This is a genomic window from Spirosoma sp. KNUC1025, assembly GCF_045160025.1.
Classification (GTDB): domain Bacteria; phylum Bacteroidota; class Bacteroidia; order Cytophagales; family Spirosomataceae; genus Spirosoma.
Genome location: NZ_CP087139.1, coordinates 5,860,776 through 5,876,551 on the forward strand (window position 1 = coordinate 5,860,776; position 15,776 = coordinate 5,876,551).

A 15,776-nucleotide genomic window follows, 5' to 3' on the forward strand; every position below is an offset into this window, starting at 1 on the left:
GTAATAAAAATATATATGGTATAATCTACGTAGGTGCCGATTTTTATCACGAGCCATGGCAGCAGTAAATACGTAAATAATCGGGCTATCTCTTTAGATTTTATGAACCGCCTTGACGCATACATTTCATAAAGTACCAAACCTGTATAGAGCAAATAAATATATTTAAAAAAATAGGCGAGCGCCAATAAACTAGTACGTAATCCCTCCGTAACTGGATAACCAATAAATCCTAAAGGGCCGTACGTAAAAACTACATCTTTTCCGAATATAAAATTATGACTACTCGCATAGTTTAACGAAAACATCCACGATGTATCTAAGCTAGTCGTAAGAATAAAATTGCCTGACTGAATAACAAATGAGGCAATAAATAACAGAAAAAGACTTAGAGCATATGAGTTGGTGAGTAGTTGTCGATTTCGAATAAAAGTATTTTTTATTTCCTGTTTCAGTCTAAATTCATGAGGTAACATTGAACGACAATTAAAGTTTAGCGGCAATCTACGGTCTGGATATATACCAGTGAATCAAAAACAGCCAGGCAAGTTTTAAGTATATTTTTCAAAAAATCTGTCGTGCCATTTTCAGTTCTGTATTCTTTATAAAGATGGTGGTATGTGTGTCAATAACTTCACTTGCTCATAAGCAGGTTTCACTTGGCCTGAAAGACGTAACGACACTCCCCAGCAGTTTATTTAGGTTGATCCGGTGAAGTTTTACCGTTTAGTAGGCAGCCCTTGAAACCGTGTATAAGCAAGCGGCAAAAGCATAGTAAGATACGTAAAAGCAAGTTATATAAGGTAGCCGCTACAAAGTACCAAAGTCTAATGGCTATTCTAAGCTCTGATAAAAAGGATCAGGAAAGTTACAGCTTAAGCCGTTTATTCATCATCAATTTCTTTAAAGGTCTAAACAAATATGTTTGACGATTACTATTGGATACGTAACGAGCCAATAATGAGAGTTGTCTCATTTATAGTCTTTGCTAAACCGTGTTAACAAATTAATCCTGGCAAAATCCAATCTCCTTCCCAGCATGTGGGCATAGTCGCTAGAAAGCCATGTTAAAAACGGCCTAACCCACTCAACTTCAAAATAATAATATAAGATCCAAATTGTGGATAGCGAATAAGGTCTCTATAAACCTTGCAAGCCCCTACCAGACTCAACGCTGTAGTGTTGAGTCTGGTAGGGGCTATATTTGGTCGGATTGCACTATATAGTAGACTAATTCTGTTTTTTCAGTCGCTTTACAGTGTTCGCCTAGCATCAGAAAGAGCGGCTAGTTATTCTACTGGTTCGTATGCTATTACTGAAAGTAAGAAAACTTAATGAAAGACATATTATTGATGGTTTTAGTTTCCCCTCCACTGCCTGACGAAATCAACGTTATGGCTGATATGATACCGCTAGTAGCGCCTGGGGACAATACCCCTGTTAATCCGAACGATAGTACTCCACCAGCAGGAATAGACTGATTTGTGGTTAAAACATAATAGAATTCATTAGAATCTGCGTCGAAACTCCAGGCACTGTTTTGTACCGGCCGCCCCCCTACTGCAACTGATGCACTCGGAAAACTCAGGTTGATTTTAGGATCTTTATTGATCAAAATAACAATAGGACCACTAGTGGTTACAGAGTTTAGTTCAAAAACATCTACCTCTAAATAGATATTTGTGGGACCATATGTTGTCGTAGGCCCTCCATAGTTAATAACCGTCAGATCCGGCACGGCTGCAGGAATCTGTTTCGTAGCACAGCCACTAACGCCATTGCTGCCCGCGTAGTTATACTCGAAGGTCTTCAGCAGATTAGCATTGCCATCCTTAATAGCCGTCAGCCGATTATAACCATCGTATACATAATTTGTTGTCAATCCGTTTGGGCCAGTCGTAGTGTTCAATCCTACCAAAGGTAGGTAATCATATGCTGTGGTCTGGGCCGACGATAGCGAATTAGCACCTACTACACGAGTCTGGGGCAGGGCTGTTTTCCCTGATCCATTGAAGTAACTAAAAGTCGTGCGGATGTTATCCCTTCCAGTAACAGCCGAAACATCGCCCCCGGTGGTGTACTCAAACGTAGCATCCGTTACGAACGGATTACTACCTACCTGCGACTCGATTGTGTTAGGAGCCATCCATGCGCCAGCATTATAAAATGCATAATTCGTTTTGGTAGAGTGTACTGACACAGTCGTGTTATTGACTTTCGTAAGTATTTCCGATTCTTGCATCAGAGCTGCCAACATATTTAGGCCGACTAGCCCGGTGCTGATAGACGTAGCTGGACTTACATCGGGTGGATAAGTGCGGGTAATGGTTATTTTCTCTCCAGATTTATCAGTAGTGAGTAAGCTAATGACCTGCTTATGAGCACCGGTACTGTTGTAGCCATAAGCAGTAGTAGTCGACGTGAAGAGTGTTGAGCTGGCACCTCCTCCATAATCGTTTACAATACTTTTGGTAATGCGGGGCCACTCTGAATCGGAATAATAAATAAAGCTCGAAAATCTGGTACTTCGCAGCATAAGCCGGAAGTTTTTAATTCTAACCCGATTAACCACCTCATAATCATTATTGACCCGCTTTATCAACTTGCCATCACCCGAATAATGCCTTTCTTCCAACAAAGATCCATTGAGCGTATAAACATAGTTAGGCACAGTTAAGTCCTTAATACTATTATAATTAGAGAAGAAGGGACTACCATAGGGATCACATAACTCAGGACTAGCTGCAGGTTGTTGACCAGCAGCTGATGTACAGCTAGCTCCTTCTATAAGGGTGCCGCTCGAAGTAGGTATACAAAAATCAGCCGCCTTCTCATCTACTTTATTATAGTATGAATAAATCGATTGACCGTTGGATGATCCTCCCTTATAAACCACAACACTGCTATACCCAACCGGATTACCCTGCGCTCCACTTCCCAGCGGAGACATAGGCGCAGAAGAATACTGAAGCTGATAAACATTAGAGCCTACGAAAACAAAATCGGCGAATTGCAGACTTGCCATCTGCTTACCTGTCGAACCGTAATCATAGGTTGTTGTTTGTGTAACCCCTGCAGCACTGGTGGTAATAATGGCATTTATTCTTAATCCACCACCGGTTACCGTGCTACCAGGGCCATCCTGAACCCGGATATAATACCGCCCAAACGATGGGTTATACATCAGGTTATTTGAAACGTGGGCTTGGAAATCAAATTCGGCCGTGCCTCCCGTTGGATAAGCAATTTTGGTTAGTACGTTCGCCCGCATATACGTTGCGTCGGCCTCGCGATTGGCGGGTGTAAAACTGCCGGGTAAGCTATACTGCCCTGTTTGAATAGGAGGCAACATAGAGCCAATTTTTGGCGTACCGGTGGCTGAGTTTAAGGGAGGAGCCCCTGCTGTTTCATTGGCGGTTTTTCCATTATAGTACCCCCAGTAATCCTGCGCATACGAATCTTTGTTGGGAAGATTTACCGTCTCTACGTAGGTAAAACTATAGGGTGGTATACAGTTGCCGCCCGTAATTTCCTGTACCGATTGTAATTTCAAACGTTTAGCCACAAATGGCTCTGCCCCCGAACCACTATCAAAATATCCTTGAGTAAACTGATATTTCTTGACTGTACTGTTGGTACTGGCTTTTACTTCCAAACCAGTTATTCGCTTAGAACCCGTCTGCAAATCCTGACGGGTATCCAATGAAAACGTGATTGTCCCATTCGGAAATGTTATGCTTTGCGGATAAACCAGCTTGGTTACGGTTTCGGTGATCTGCCAACGGGGAGTGTTGACTGTATTTGTTAAATAGGTCTCCTTACGAGACGGCATCGACAGAACATAATCAGTTGCAGTGCTATAGCCAAACGTAATAACATCACCTTTAACAGAGCGAATTTCACTCAGATACCAGGCCCCGGTAGCCGTAATCGAGTAAGCGCTGGTAACCCATCCAGTTTCTGTATTACCCCAGGTAGTATTTACCCCTGTTGCATTCGTATTGTATTTTTTACCCGTATCACGATTCTCCTGACTTATACGGGTCCCCTGAAGCTCTTCAGTACTAAATGTATAACGTATCCCGTCCGTATCTGTGATGACGAATCCACTATGACCTGTCAGATCTGGATCATTATGCGCATTTCTGTTGAGCTCAATCCGTAAATCACTCTGGGGCATCTGACGAATTGTGTATTGTCCATTTCCCAGGGGTTCGATAACAAATTTACCAGAGTGCCCTGGAAATGAAAATGAGAAAATATCCCGCTCACTATCTCCTCGTTCACCATAATTACCATTTGTTGAAAACAAAATTGACAGTAAATTATCCAATTGGGTTCCATTAGGCGTGCCGGAAAATGTATTGTTCGAGACAAACCAGGCAGCATTCGGATTTGTGTAATAATAACACAGATCAGGACTGGACAGCCCTTGTGCAAACGTTGTGCTTAAGGCACGCCAGTTAGCCGCATCGAAATCCAGAAAATCATCTCTACCGCGTACTCTATGCTGAATAACCCCTCCAGAACTGAGCGACCAGCCCAGCCCTACTGAAGAGGCTTCCTCTTCTACCCGAATACCGGACCCGTGATAATTCAGCGAAAGCGGAACCTGTAGATCGCGGGTTTTTATTGTATAAAGCGGAATGCTGATGTCGGGCGTTCCGGTATAGTTATTAACCGGAATATCGACGTATTTACCCAGGGAGGCCACATCGGGCGAAGCCGGAATAATCTTTTTTGCGTAGTAGCTGGTATTTGTATTCTGAGGATCATCTGATGTGACAGTGGCAGGTGCAGTGGGCGCTGGAGGTACTGGGGTCACAACCGAATCCGAAGGTACAGGCTGAATTATTTGGGCCGCTGCTGGCTTTGTAAACCCCAGAAATAAAAGAAACAAACTGGCAAGTAAACGTAATGAATGCGGTAATGAAAAGTACATAGAACTAGTGGTAGGAAAAGATGTTGTTACGTAGCCATTATAGAGGAGGAAAAGGATATTGTTTATCCAAGGATTTTAGGTCATGACCTATTCAGGCGGCTAGGTCCGTCGTACGTCAGATTCATTTTGCCCGCGTAGCCCGCGGTGGTCTAGCCGAAGCTGCTAATGTTGCCATTGTCCTGATACCGTAAGTCGAGACTGAATGTGGATTCCGTCGAAGTATAAACCAACGTATCACACGCCTGATTGCCAACGAAGTGGGAAGGGGTATTGAGCGTTTTTATGTTGGTTTTATCGAAAGACATGCTTGATTTAGGTCTAGCTGGCTAGTTCAACAAGATGCTTTTTGAGAATATAAATTACTCGGCAGAACAGAATACGGGTATAAACAATAGTGAAACTTCAGGCTTATTTTCACAAAACTCTATTTAATTGATCCGATAAGGACCAATTTGCAGGTTTATATGATTCATCATACCATTTAGCCCCTTGTTTAAGCCATTTTTCTCTGTATTTTAAAACCCCCTGAAGTGTCGCATCTTCATATCCAAATTCTGTTCCACAACATACGCAAATTTCAAAAGTAGGAGTACGACCATCCTCGCCCCAAGGTGGATCTAATTGCTCAAACCCACATACTTTGCAGAGATACTTTGTATCGATTTTCATTGTGCATTAAAATAATCTAAATTCGTTAAATAGCCGTGTACAGTAGGGTCTGGTTTAAACATGGTTTTCGGAACTCCTGAACCAGTCATTACTCCAAACACATTAGCTGATGGGTCGTATATTACTTTTTCGCCATTTGCCCTTATTTTTGAAAGTGCTCCCCGTGGAGGAGAAGTTAAGAATTGAAACGTTCCTTGAACATACTCTGCGGCATTATTAAACTGCGGAAAATCAGCTTTGTGTTTGCTCCAATGTTCGTAAGCATTCTGAACAGACGAAAATCTTTTTGTAGAAGTCCAAATTTTACCAGCTTTTTTTATTTCTGACACCAAAGGAAAAAGTCCACCTAAACGCCATCCCCAACTTACATCGTTGTCTGTTGAAAATTCTTTGCCTGTAACAAGGGTATAGAAATCAAGATAAGTGCCTGCTGGAGTGAAACCCAGTGCTGTCTCGGTTATTGCATCAGCATCATCATTTCCTATACCATTACTTGTTCTAAACTTCTGGTAAGTACCATTGTCAAACTTTCTAAAACCAACTCCAGGCATATTAGCACTAGATATTGAATTTCCTGAAATCATTGCCTTTTTCCCCTTACCCGGTCCATTCCGCCCCTGTTGATCCTGCTGTTCCTGTCGAAAAGCTTCCTGTGCTGCGGCTCCCTCATAATGACCCTCCGCCAGCATTCCATCTGGGTCAGTGAAGTTCATCGGGTTATTGTATACGTAGGCAAATGGACTCCAACGGCGAGACACTTCCGCCAGCGGATCAACCACCATCCACCGTCCCAAGGCGGGCTCATACATCCGGGCTCCATAGTCCAGCCAGCCCGTCACCGGCTGATGCTCCTTGCCATTGTACAAATACTTGTTGGCCCCCATCTGCCGACTGATGCTCAAGCCAAAGGCGTAGTACTCCGTCTGCTGGGCTACACTCTGATCCTCGTTGAGCACCTGCCGCACGTTGCCCAGATGATCTCGCAGGTAATACTGCACCGTGTACACCCCCGTTACCGGGTCACGTAGCATCTGGCCTTCCTCTAAAGCAATACGTAGCAACGTACCGTCAGCCTTGTACTCAAAAGCCCCCTCATAAAGCGTCGTACCGGTAGGGTCTACACGCTGGCGCTTCTGACCGCCCCCATCATAGGTATAGCTGGCCACACCCGTGCTGGTGCTCACCTGAGCGGGCAGGTTCAGTACGTTATAACTCAATCCCCCATCGGCAAGGCCCCGGTTGAGGTCCTTGTTGAGGTTGCCGTTGGCATCGTAGCCCATCTCATTAGCACTATGAGAAGCCGTGCCCACAAAGCCTTTGGCCGGGTCAGTGTTGGCTGAAGCATCCTCCACCTGAGTCAACTGGTTACCCGTGTAGGCATAGCTTAACTGGTTAGTAGACGTACCGGCAAAACTGCGGCTCAAGGCCTTGATGTTGCCATTGCCGTCATAACTGCCAATGCTTTCGCTATAGCCCGCGAAACTGCCGGTTGGCTTCCCCGTGGCGCTGGTGAGCCGGTTGGCTCCATCGTAGAGCAGGTCCATCCCACCCGAATAGGTTTTAGTTCCCCAGTCCAGGCTGCTGATGTTGCCGTTGTTCTGATACGTCAACCCCAGGCTAAAGGGTTGTCCCAGCCCTGTTTGTACCGAGCACAGCCAGCCACGGGGTGTATATTTGTAATTCAGTTTCTGGGCCTGCTGATTCAGCTGCTTCTGGTTCAATTGCCCTATTTCGTTGTAGCTCTGTATCAGCACGGGCACGCTGCTCTTTTTGGTAGCCCCATTCTCGGTTACGGTCAGGGTCTCGGTCAACAATCGACCCACCTGATCATAACTCAGGTCTTTCCGAACCACATACGTAACCAGGTTGGCAAATTGCGTTGTTTTCTCAGTAACAACCCGCCCCGCAAAATCGCGCTTGTAGGAAACCCGTTCGTAAGCGCCTGTACCCAACCCTGCCAACTGCCGGTAGGTCTGAATCAGACGCCCTTTATTGTCGTAGTAATACAGGGTCTGCAACCAACTTCCCAGATTTACGTCGGAGGTCAGTAGCCGCGTCCAGCTGGCCGTCAACAAGCCTGTCCGCGAAGCCTGCCCGATGCCCCCTTCTGCCTGCGATACATCCACAAAATCATCGGTTAGCGTCCAGGGCAGATCCGTCCCGGCAAATGAACCTGTCCGGCTGGCGGGGGGATAAATACCTCCCATTGGAGGATAGCTCTGGTTGGGGCTGAAATTGTCGTACAACATCAACGACAGGCCATTCTGCGGAAAACCGTTCCCATCAACCGGTCCACAGTCGCCTTTGCAGACGCCCACCTGCCGGTTCTGGTTGTCGTATTTGTAATAAAGCGATTGATTTTTAGCGTCCGTTGTCTGCGTCAGCAAATCCTGATTGTTGTAATACAGGCTCATCGTTCCGGCCCCTGGCACTTTCTTACTTGTCATGCGGCCACGAGCATCGTATTGATAACTAAAGGCAAACAGAGCCAGGTCGGCGGTAGTCTGAAACTCCGGCTGAAGCACAAACTGCAGCTGTTTCAGATCATTATACAGGTAGTACGTATCAAATCGTGTACCGGCATCTTTCTTAACGCGTTTCAGCACCACTCGCTCGTATCGGTCTCTAAACTCCAGCGTCACATTGCCTATTTCATCAGTCGTTTGAGTGTAGGTCAACGTACCAGCCGGATAGGCACCACTGGTACTGACGGCTGTGGCCGAAGTGATGGAATAAAGTTTTACCTGATAGTCGCCATTATTCTGGTCATTGATGCCATACGCCTGACTTACATTACCCGAACTACCCGGTGGCGTTTGACTGGCTACCCGGCTTAGTGGAGTCGGCTCATAGGCAGTTTGCGTATAACTGGCTGTGGTAGGCGCACAAACACTGGCTGAGTTATAATAAGAGGAAGTCGCTGTCGATAAATTCCCTTTATTACCTAATACACCGATGGGCAGATAAGAGCGGTAGGGCCGGTTTAGTGCGTCATATTCAGTATTTATGATGATATCCTGATACTGCCCACCCTGAAAGGCATTGACTTGCTGAATAGGCTTACCCAGTCCATCATAGTAAATAACCTGCGTAGCTGCATCTCTGGGTTTACCCGTAAATTGATTACCGCTGACATCGGTCGTCTGCCGGGTTTGGAATGTACGGGACAGAACGTAGTTCTGAGTGACAGATTGGGCTAATAACGAACCAGATAAACCAGTACTAAAAAGGATCAGCAGGGAACGAACGAACATTATTTGCAGCAATGACATTTGAATATATGCCGCAAATATAAAAGCAAATTAATATTATAATAAATTAATTTGTCACTTTAATATACATAAGTATATTCTATATTGATAATAATATATACTAAAAAGCAAAGATTAATTCAACCTCACTCTAATCAATGCGGCTATTACTCAATAGTACACGTTTTCAGAAACAAGCTCCGGTCAGAGTACATCAATAAACAAAATAACACAAACCGTGTTGAGTACGCGATTAGACTTATCATTCGTCACCAGAATCCTTATGTCATCTGACTCTACACGACCTCATTATCATCAGTTTTCACATTCTCTGCTGGCATTGGCTATTCTGGCAACGGCAATTTACCTGGGTCAGGATATTCTGGTGCCGCTGGCAATGTCGGGGCTAATTGCCGTGTTATTACGTCCAGTTGAAAGCTGGCTTATCCGTATAGGTTTGCACAAAGTATTTGCCATCAGTATTGCTCTATTACTGGCCATTGTTGTTGTGGCGGGTCTGACGATCCTGCTATCCATGCAGATTTCAGACTTCGCCGATGACGTACCGAAAATACGTCAGAATTTAAGCGACTTCTTTGCCAAAACGCAGCGGTGGGTCAAGCGGGAATATAATGTCAGTTATTACCAGCAGGAGAAATACATCGAGAAAGCAAGGTCACAAACCATGGATACGTTGCAAAACCCCAGTTCTCTGGGAATCATTACGGGTCCGCTCGGTACGCTAACGCTGGTGCCCATCTATATTTTTTTACTGCTCTACTACCGCACAATGCTGCTACATTTTATCGTGGTGCTTTTCGCGGAAAAACATGCCGACCGGGTGCGTGAGGTGTTAGGTGAAGTGAAAGGTGTAATCCAGAGCTACATGGTCGGGCTACTCATCGAAACGGCCTGCGTAGCAGCGCTCAATTCGATAGGACTGCTCATTCTTAACGTGCAGTACGCAATTCTGCTGGGCGTTATGGCGGCAATTCTTAATCTGATTCCGTATATCGGCGGCCTGGTAGCTACGTTCCTGACGGTGCTGGTTACGTTCAGCAATAATCCCGAACTGTCAGTCGTGCTCGGCGTTGTGGGTATTTTTCTGCTGGTACAGTTTATCGACAACAACGTACTGGTGCCGCTCATTGTGGCCTCCAAGGTTCGGGTAAATGCGCTCGTTTCAATTGTCGGTGTTCTGATTGGCGGGGCGTTGGCGGGCGTATCCGGCATGTTTCTTTCCATTCCCGCCATTGCCATCATGAAAGTTATTTTCGACCGGGTTGATAGCCTGCGTCCATGGGGGGTTCTGCTCGGCGACCAAACGCCCGAGCAGGCAGGCAGCAATTTATTCCGACTGCCCAAACGCCGAAAAAAGGTAGCCGTTGTGGAAGTGGAGCGTTAAGGCAGTAGTAGGCTTAGGCCGGAAATCGTTTCTGAAAATCAGCTTCGTAACTGGCTCCTATGGGAATTTCCTGACCAGCAATGAGCAATGACTTGTTTTTGATTGCTTCAATCCGGCTGACTGGCACAATGTATGACCGATGTACACGCAGAAAGCCCTCCCCTGTCTCTTCGGTTTCATCCAGTTTTTGCAGGATGGCCTTCATGGTCATTCGCGTTACGATAGGTTTGCTGTTCTGAACATGAATTTTCAGGTAATCGTCCAGCCCTTCAATGAACACGATATCGTTTACCGCGATCTTGTTCAAGCGATAATCAGCCCGTATATAGATGTACGTATGCCTGGCTGGTGCAGGTGCGTGCAGGAACTGGTAATAATCAGAAGCGCGGGTTGCTGCCTGTAGAAATCGGTCGAACGTAAACGGCTTAAGCAGATAATCAACGGCGTTCAGGTTGAATCCCTCCACGGCATGTTCGGCATGGGCCGTCGTGAAAATGACCATGCGGTCCGTCGTTACGGCCTGTTGCGGAAGCGACTTATAAAAGTCAATTCCCGACATCGATGGCATGTTGATATCCAGAAACAGGAGGTCTACCGGAAATTGCTCCAGATACGTAAGCGCCTGATCCGTACGGGAAAACGTCTTTTGCAAATCAACAAAATCGATCTGTTCGCAAAAGCGCGTTATAACCCGTAAAGCCGGGGGTTCGTCGTCGAGGGCGATGGCTCGAATCATGAGAGAGTCAGAAATAAATCAACGGTAAAATCGTCGGCAGTATCGCAGATCAGCAACCGATGCTGGTTTGGGTATAACAAATTCAGGCGGGCTTTTGTATTGGTCAACCCGATGCCGCTACCAGCCGTTTGCAGGCTCTGCGTTACGTGTACTTTTTTATTGAATACCCGGCAATGTAACTCATTTCCCTGAATCGAAATCGCAATAGTAATTATGGAATCTTCCTGCGGATTAACTCCATACTTAAACGCATTTTCGATAAACGAAATCAGAATAAGCGGGGCGATATAGGCTCCCTGCGCACTTCCCGTCGTCGTCAGTAAAAGCTGAACCGTATCGGCCAGGCGCAGCTTCTGCAGCGCTACGTAATGACCAATGTACGCCAGCTCTTTGGACAAGGAAACCCGCTCTTCGTTGGTTTCTTTTGTAATGTACCGCAAAAATGAGGAAAGCTCGATGATGGCATCAGCGGTGTGGGATGACTGCTCAATTGCCAGTGAATAAATGCTGTTGAGCGTATTGAATAAAAAATGCGGATTAATCTGAGCTTTCAGAAAAGACAATTCCGTTTGCAATTTTTCGCGTTCTGTTTCCCGCAACCGGTCATTGGTACGTAACATCAGCGACAATAAGAAGCTGAGTGCAAACAGAAAAAACGTCTGGCTCGATTCAATTGGAAAACCTCTTTGCTCAGGGCCGGCAACGGGGGCACCGGGCGGAGGGCCAAACGATCGTTCGGGTGGAGGAACCGGCCGGCGAAAAAATGACGAAGGTGCTTCATCCGGGCGGTGCGGTGGCGGCTGTCGGAATTGACCGGATGCGGGTGGAAAGGATTCTGTCGGTCGCGCTGATGGAATACCCCGCTTATTGATTTCGACCAACAGGACTTGAATTGCTACGAAAGACCCAACTACACTGAGCGCATACGGTACGTATTTTTTCGTAAAAAAGAACCGGGGAATCAGCCCGTAATAGTTGGCGTAGAAAAATCCGATTGTGAGTAGATACGAGACAAGGTTCCGTTGCTCATGAGGATTGTAACTTACCTCCGCCAGTTTCGAAAAGCCACCGGACGTGAAAAAATAAGGCAGTGCCAGAAAAGCCAGCCCCCCAATGATGTGAATAAGTACACGTGATGATCGACTCTGCATAAACTTTCCCTAAATCTTCTGCAAGATCTAAACTTTCAGGAAGTTCCCGGAAGTACCAGCCTGACTATTCACCGATCTATCCGGGGTATTTACCGATAAATGCATAGCTTAATTGTTTTCCTTTGCATCAACCTAACCCCAGTGTCATGAAACCAGTCATTTGGACCGCTATCCTGCTTGCCGCTACCTTGCTTATGACCGCGTGGCTTAGCGTCTTTGAGAGCCCATCCACTGACGATGCGGATTGGGCTGAATATTTAGGTGGGCCTGATCGAAATCATTATTCATCACTCGCTCAGATCAACACGACCAATGCGGCCCAGCTCAAAATAGCCTGGGAATACCACACGAACGACTCGGGCCAGATTCAGTGCAATCCAATTAGTAAAGACGGAGTTCTGTTTGGCATGACAGCTTCTACGCAGCCTTTTGCGATCGATGCCGCAACCGGCCAGTTGATCTGGCAGCGAACGGATACCACAGCCAGCAATGGGTTTAGCACCAGCCGGGGGGTAGCTTACTGGGAAAATGCGGCTAACGGCGAGGACAAACGAATTTTGTTTACCAATGGTCAGTGGCTGTACGCGATCAATGCGCATACCGGGGAGCCAATTCTTTCATTCGGGCAGCAGGGACGCACCAGCCTGAAAGCTGGATTGGGCCCGCAAGCCCAACAAAAAATGGTTATTTCCAACACACCGGGTACCATCTTTGGCGATCTGATTATTATGCCTCTTCGCGTTTCTGAAGGCCCCGACGCAGCCCTGGGCCATATTCAGGCGTTCAACATCCGCACCGGAAAACTTAGCTGGGTTTTTCATACAATACCCCACCCTGGTGAACTTGGGTACGAAACCTGGCCAAAAAACACCTACATGAATAGTGAAGTAGGTGCCGCCAACAACTGGGCAGGTATGGCTATTGACCGAAAACGAGGCATTGTTTACGTCCCGACGGGCTCGGCAGCATTCGATTACTATGGTGGCAATCGGACCGGTCAAAATCTGTTTGCCAACTGCCTGCTGGCGCTGGATGCCCGCACTGGAAAACGGATCTGGCATTATCAGTTTGTTCACCATGATATTATCGACCGCGATCCGCCCGCGCCACCGAATCTGGTGACGATTACGCGTCATGGAAAGCGTATCGACGCTGTCGCTCAGGTGACCAAACAGGGATTTGTCTTTGTTTTTGACCGGGACACGGGCAAACCGGTATTTCCCATCAACGAAGTGCCAGCGCCTGCTACGGACGTACTAGGAGAGCAAGCCTGGAAAACGCAGCCCATACCGACCAAACCAGCCCCCTACGCTCGTCAAACCTTAACCGAAGCTGATATCAATCCAGATGCTGTTGATAGAGACACACTGGTTGCTACCTTCCGCAAACACCGTTTCGAGGGTCCGTTTACCCCACTAACCCAACGAGGTACTATTGTCTTTCCGGGACTGGATGGTGGGGCCGAATGGGGCGGGGCCGCAGCAGACCCCGACGGAATTCTCTACGTTAACAGCAATGAAATGGCCTGGCTCCTCAAGTTAACCGATAAGCAGACAGATAATCAATTGGCGGCTCTATCAGCTGGCCAGCGAATATATTCTGTTACGTGTGCAGCCTGCCATGGAGCCGGCCGTACCGGCAATCCGGCCAGTGGTTATCCATCGTTGCGGGATATCGGCAATCGCCGGAACCGTGATTACGTCGCGAGTGTCATCTCAACAGGCAAAGGCAGGATGCCCGCCTTTACGCAACTGACCCCTCAGGACAAACAGGCCCTGCTTGCCTTTCTGTTCGGCGAAGAAAAGCAGGAGCCAGGCCTAAACGTTTCCAGAGAGTCGAGACCAGTCCGCCGGACGGACCCATCAGCCCGAACACCCGGAAAATTAACGTATCGAATTGGTGGGTTCGCCAAGTTTCTGGATAAAAACGGCTACCCGGCTATTCGCCCACCCTGGGGTACGCTGAACGCTATTGATTTGAATACAGGTGAGTACATATGGAAAAAACCGTTTGGTGAATACCCCGAACTTTCCGCCAAAGGTATAGCGCAAACCGGCTCAGAGAGTTATGGAGGCCCCGTGGTTACGGCTGGGGGTGTGCTTTTTATCGCAGGCACCAAAGACCGGAAATTTCGGGTGTATGAAAAGAAAACCGGGAAGCTGTTGTGGCAAACGGAACTCCCGGCCGCTGGCTTTGCTACCCCAGCCACGTACCTGGCGAAGGGCAAACAGTACGTTGTGGTGGCCTGCGGAGGTACTAAGCTGGGCGCCAAAAAGGGGGACAGCTACGTTGCGTTTGCGCTTCCTTAAGAATCAGAAACTGAAATATGCCGGAACAAATCAACGCAATGATTGATTAGATGCTTATCTGGTATCGGTAATAATCCTGCCCAGACACACACTCCAGAATAATCCGATGACTGTTGACGTACTGGCCATTGCGGCCCACCCCGATGATATTGAAATGACCTGTTCCGGCACGATTCTGTCGCTGATTGCACAGGGTAAAACGGTAGCTGGCATTGACCTGACCCGAGGAGAACTCGGTACCCGTGGCACTCCCGAAATTCGGGCGCAGGAAGCTGCTGAAGGCACGCGCGTTATGGGACTGTCAGCTCGCGAGAACATGGGGTTCCGGGATGGTTTCTTCCGGAACGACGAAGAACACCAGATGGCGCTGATTCCGCTGATCCGGCATTACCGCCCACAAATTATTCTGACCAATACGCCGGATGATCGCCACCCCGACCACGGGCGGGCTGCCGAACTCGTAGCTGAAGCCTGTTTTTATTCGGGCCTGCGGCAGATAAAAACCGTCGGGAAAGATGGGCAGCCACAGGAAGCGCACCGTCCAATCTACGTCTATAATTTCATTCAGGATCGGTCGCTGAAGCCTGATTTTGTGGTGGATGTCAGCCCCTACTGGAGTCAGAAACTGGACGCGATCAGAGCCTACAAAAGTCAGTTTTTCGACCCGAACAGCACGGAGCCACAGAGCTATATTTCGGGAGAAGCATTCATGAAATTTCTGGAGTCCCGCACTCGCGAACACGGCCATATGATCGGGGTAGAGTTTGGTGAAGGCTTTATCAGCAAACGGATGCTTGGGGTGACGAATCTGTTTGAGTTAATCTAGTCGTCTGCAAAATACTTTTCAAATTAACCTGCCTAATGAACGTGAACTCATTCATTAGGCAGGTTAACATATGAGTTAACGGGCGATTCGTCCTCAGCCTGATCGAAGAAACCATCTTTCAGCATAAACGGCAGTGCGATTGCTAACCCAAGCCCAAAGAATGCCCAGACGGCGATGACAACGTATCTGATGTGCTGACTAATCAATTGAACCATCGGCAACCCTGAGTTGCCAATTTTGTGCTGTGCGATCAGAAACCCTTTTAGCGAAATGGGGACCAGCGCGGCCGCAAACAGAATAAACAGGGCAAAGGCGATATAAGGCCCTGCCTTTAGCCAGAATGGACTACTCACCCCATCCGGAATGACTATGTTGCCGATCAGCCCGATCAGCACAAACGTTATCACAACGCCGAGCAAAAGCCAGTAGTAAGGTTTTAGATTGAGATCCATACGTATTGCAGGCGATTTTTCCAGGAAAACCTCCT

Annotated in this window: 10 protein-coding genes; 3 read left to right on the forward strand and 7 right to left on the reverse strand. The window is 47.3% G+C overall.

Translation table 11 applies throughout. The features are described 5' to 3' along the window. Positions 1–1,312: 1,312 nt before the first annotated feature. From LN737_RS25660 to LN737_RS25675, 4 genes are all read right to left on the reverse strand, one after another. The gene (locus LN737_RS25660) at positions 1,313–4,942 is read right to left on the reverse strand and encodes a hypothetical protein (protein ID WP_405513286.1); all 3,630 of its coding nucleotides are present in this window, start codon (positions 4,940–4,942) and stop codon (positions 1,313–1,315) included. A 149-nt stretch (positions 4,943–5,091) separates the two neighbouring features. Continuing rightward, the gene (locus LN737_RS25665; protein ID WP_405513288.1) at positions 5,092–5,247 is read right to left on the reverse strand and encodes a hypothetical protein; all 156 of its coding nucleotides are present in this window, start codon (positions 5,245–5,247) and stop codon (positions 5,092–5,094) included. A 109-nt stretch (positions 5,248–5,356) separates the two neighbouring features. Continuing rightward, on the reverse strand, positions 5,357–5,611 hold the full coding sequence (locus LN737_RS25670; protein WP_405513290.1) for a hypothetical protein: 255 nt from the start codon (positions 5,609–5,611) through the stop codon (positions 5,357–5,359). Beyond that, positions 5,608–8,865 carry an RHS repeat-associated core domain-containing protein gene (locus LN737_RS25675; protein ID WP_405513292.1) on the reverse strand — a complete coding sequence of 1,086 codons (3,258 nt, stop codon included), beginning with the start codon at positions 8,863–8,865 and terminating at the stop codon, positions 5,608–5,610. The genes LN737_RS25670 and LN737_RS25675 overlap by 4 nt, the downstream gene beginning before the upstream one ends. A 280-nt stretch (positions 8,866–9,145) precedes the next feature. On the opposite strand from LN737_RS25675, the gene LN737_RS25680 reads away from it, so the two are divergent. Then, positions 9,146–10,267 carry an AI-2E family transporter gene (locus LN737_RS25680; RefSeq protein WP_405513294.1) on the forward strand — a complete coding sequence of 374 codons (1,122 nt, stop codon included), beginning with the start codon at positions 9,146–9,148 and terminating at the stop codon, positions 10,265–10,267. A 13-nt stretch (positions 10,268–10,280) separates the two neighbouring features. On the opposite strand, the gene LN737_RS25685 is transcribed toward LN737_RS25680, so the two are convergent. Beyond that, on the reverse strand, positions 10,281–11,003 hold the full coding sequence (locus tag LN737_RS25685; RefSeq protein WP_405513296.1) for a LytTR family DNA-binding domain-containing protein: 723 nt from the start codon (positions 11,001–11,003) through the stop codon (positions 10,281–10,283). Then, positions 11,000–12,154 (reverse strand): sensor histidine kinase, encoded by a 1,155-nt coding sequence (locus tag LN737_RS25690; RefSeq protein WP_405513298.1) that lies wholly within the window; start codon positions 12,152–12,154, stop codon positions 11,000–11,002. The genes LN737_RS25685 and LN737_RS25690 overlap by 4 nt, the downstream gene beginning before the upstream one ends. Before the next feature lie 146 nt (positions 12,155–12,300). Between LN737_RS25690 and LN737_RS25695 the strand changes: the two genes are divergently transcribed. After that, positions 12,301–14,463 carry a PQQ-binding-like beta-propeller repeat protein gene (locus tag LN737_RS25695; protein WP_405513300.1) on the forward strand — a complete coding sequence of 721 codons (2,163 nt, stop codon included), beginning with the start codon at positions 12,301–12,303 and terminating at the stop codon, positions 14,461–14,463. Between the two features lie 106 nt (positions 14,464–14,569). After that, complete coding sequence (gene bshB1, locus LN737_RS25700; RefSeq protein ID WP_405513302.1) at positions 14,570–15,289, forward strand: bacillithiol biosynthesis deacetylase BshB1; 720 nt, start codon at positions 14,570–14,572, stop codon at positions 15,287–15,289. A 47-nt stretch (positions 15,290–15,336) separates the two neighbouring features. On the opposite strand, the gene LN737_RS25705 is transcribed toward bshB1, so the two are convergent. Beyond that, a complete protein-coding gene (locus LN737_RS25705; protein ID WP_405513304.1) occupies positions 15,337–15,741 on the reverse strand; it encodes a hypothetical protein in 405 nt (134 codons plus the stop codon). Between the last annotated feature and the right edge of the window lie 35 nt (positions 15,742–15,776).

Excerpts from the sequence above, each read along its gene's own strand:
- LN737_RS25675 (WP_405513292.1), bottom strand. The coding sequence starts at position 8,865 with ATGTTCGTTCGTTCCCTGCTGATCCTTTTTAGTACTGGTTTATCTGGT.
- LN737_RS25705 (WP_405513304.1), bottom strand. The coding sequence starts at position 15,741 with ATGGATCTCAATCTAAAACCTTACTACTGGCTTTTGCTCGGCGTTGTG.
- LN737_RS25690 (WP_405513298.1), bottom strand. The coding sequence starts at position 12,154 with ATGCAGAGTCGATCATCACGTGTACTTATTCACATCATTGGGGGGCTG.
- LN737_RS25695 (WP_405513300.1), top strand. The coding sequence starts at position 12,301 with ATGAAACCAGTCATTTGGACCGCTATCCTGCTTGCCGCTACCTTGCTT.
- LN737_RS25660 (WP_405513286.1), bottom strand. The coding sequence starts at position 4,942 with ATGTACTTTTCATTACCGCATTCATTACGTTTACTTGCCAGTTTGTTT.
- LN737_RS25680 (WP_405513294.1), top strand. The coding sequence starts at position 9,146 with ATGTCATCTGACTCTACACGACCTCATTATCATCAGTTTTCACATTCT.
- LN737_RS25670 (WP_405513290.1), bottom strand. The coding sequence starts at position 5,611 with ATGAAAATCGATACAAAGTATCTCTGCAAAGTATGTGGGTTTGAGCAA.
- LN737_RS25665 (WP_405513288.1), bottom strand. The coding sequence starts at position 5,247 with ATGTCTTTCGATAAAACCAACATAAAAACGCTCAATACCCCTTCCCAC.
- LN737_RS25685 (WP_405513296.1), bottom strand. The coding sequence starts at position 11,003 with ATGATTCGAGCCATCGCCCTCGACGACGAACCCCCGGCTTTACGGGTT.
- bshB1 (WP_405513302.1), top strand. The coding sequence starts at position 14,570 with ATGACTGTTGACGTACTGGCCATTGCGGCCCACCCCGATGATATTGAA.